Source organism: Pseudomonas sp. I8001 (assembly GCF_013385345.1).
Lineage (GTDB): Bacteria > Pseudomonadota > Gammaproteobacteria > Pseudomonadales > Pseudomonadaceae > Aquipseudomonas.
The window spans coordinates 1-1,201 of sequence record NZ_JACAQC010000052.1 but is presented as its reverse complement, the minus strand read 5'-3'; the positions used below and the strand labels follow the sequence as shown (position 1 = coordinate 1,201).

The following is a 1,201-nucleotide window of genomic DNA, read 5'->3' as shown; positions in this document are numbered from 1 at the left end:
TTCGCGAGCAAGCCCGCTTGTATGCTAGGACTTGAAGGGAGGAGGAGGGACAAAGCCCGATTCTGACTGTTGGCGCAGTACAGACCGTGGGAGATTTCGCCCCTCCTCCTTTCACCCAAGCGCCGATAAAGAATGCATCTGGCTATGACCGACGATAGGAACAAGCCTGCGCCTCTGGGTGAGCCCTTCAAGTGCTCAAAACCATAGCCCGGAGGAAGTCCCATGGCAATGCCAGTTCCTGTCTCAAAGCCGATCGTTGGCGTCGATGTTGCTAAAAATGAGCTGGTGATTTACCACGCCGAACTCGATCTGCTGGAAGGAATCCCGAACAACAAAACCGCCATTAAAAAATGGCTGAAGGCCCTACCGGGCACCGTGGCAGTTGCGATTGAAGCTACCAACATCTATCACTTGGAGTTCGCTGATCTCGCCTATGAAGCTGGCTGCGTGATCTACATGGTGGGTGGATATGAGCTCAGCCATTATCGTAAAGGTGTGAATATCCGGGCTAAAACCGACGCCCAGGATGCCAAATTGCTCGCTCGCTATTTAAAAAACGAAGCCGATGAACTTCGTCCCTGGACGCCGCCATCTCCTCTGTATCGCCAGCTTTTGAGTCTTTTCCGCCGCCGGGCGGCGCTGGTCCAGGCACGCGTCAGCCTGACTCAAAGCTGGGCGAATGAGCCGTTACTGAAGGCCTCTTTTACCGAGCAGGTGAAGTCGATGCAAAAGCTAGAAGGCCTGATTGAAAAGATGATCGGTGATCGCCTGAAAGAAGCTGGACTGTCGGATCAGCTAAAGCGTTGCTTGAAAGTTGAAGGTATCGGTTTTTTGACTGGAGCCCGCTTGGTTACTAGCTTTCAACGAGGTGATTTTAGAAACGCAGACGCTTTCATCGCCTTCTTGGGCATGGATTTACGCGTTTCTAAGTCAGGACAGAAAGATAATCGTCGTAGCTTGAGCAAACGTGGCGACTCAGAAGCTCGGCGTCTTTTGCACAACGCAGCGATGGCAGCTAGCCGAACGGCTGCATGGAAGGAGTTTTATCAAGCGCAACGGGCGCGGGGTTACAGCACCACTCAGGTGCTGGTAATGCTGGCCCGCAAGCTTGCTCGAGTGGTATTTGCCTTGCTAAAAGGACAAAGCGAATACCAACCAAAGGTTGGTTGAGGGTTGCCCCTCAACCATAGAATCTCCCACA

General features: G+C 52.7%; 1 protein-coding gene. It reads left to right on the top strand.

The features are described 5' to 3' along the window. The first annotated feature begins 228 nt into the window (after positions 1–228). Complete coding sequence (locus tag HX839_RS27165) at positions 229–1,170, top strand: IS110 family transposase (protein ID WP_371315654.1); 942 nt, start codon at positions 229–231, stop codon at positions 1,168–1,170. Positions 1,171–1,201: the final 31 nt, after the last annotated feature.

What these genes read in the sequence shown, in the direction of transcription:
- HX839_RS27165 (WP_371315654.1), top strand. Translation starts at nt 229, where the DNA reads ATGCCAGTTCCTGTCTCAAAGCCGATCGTTGGCGTCGATGTTGCTAAA.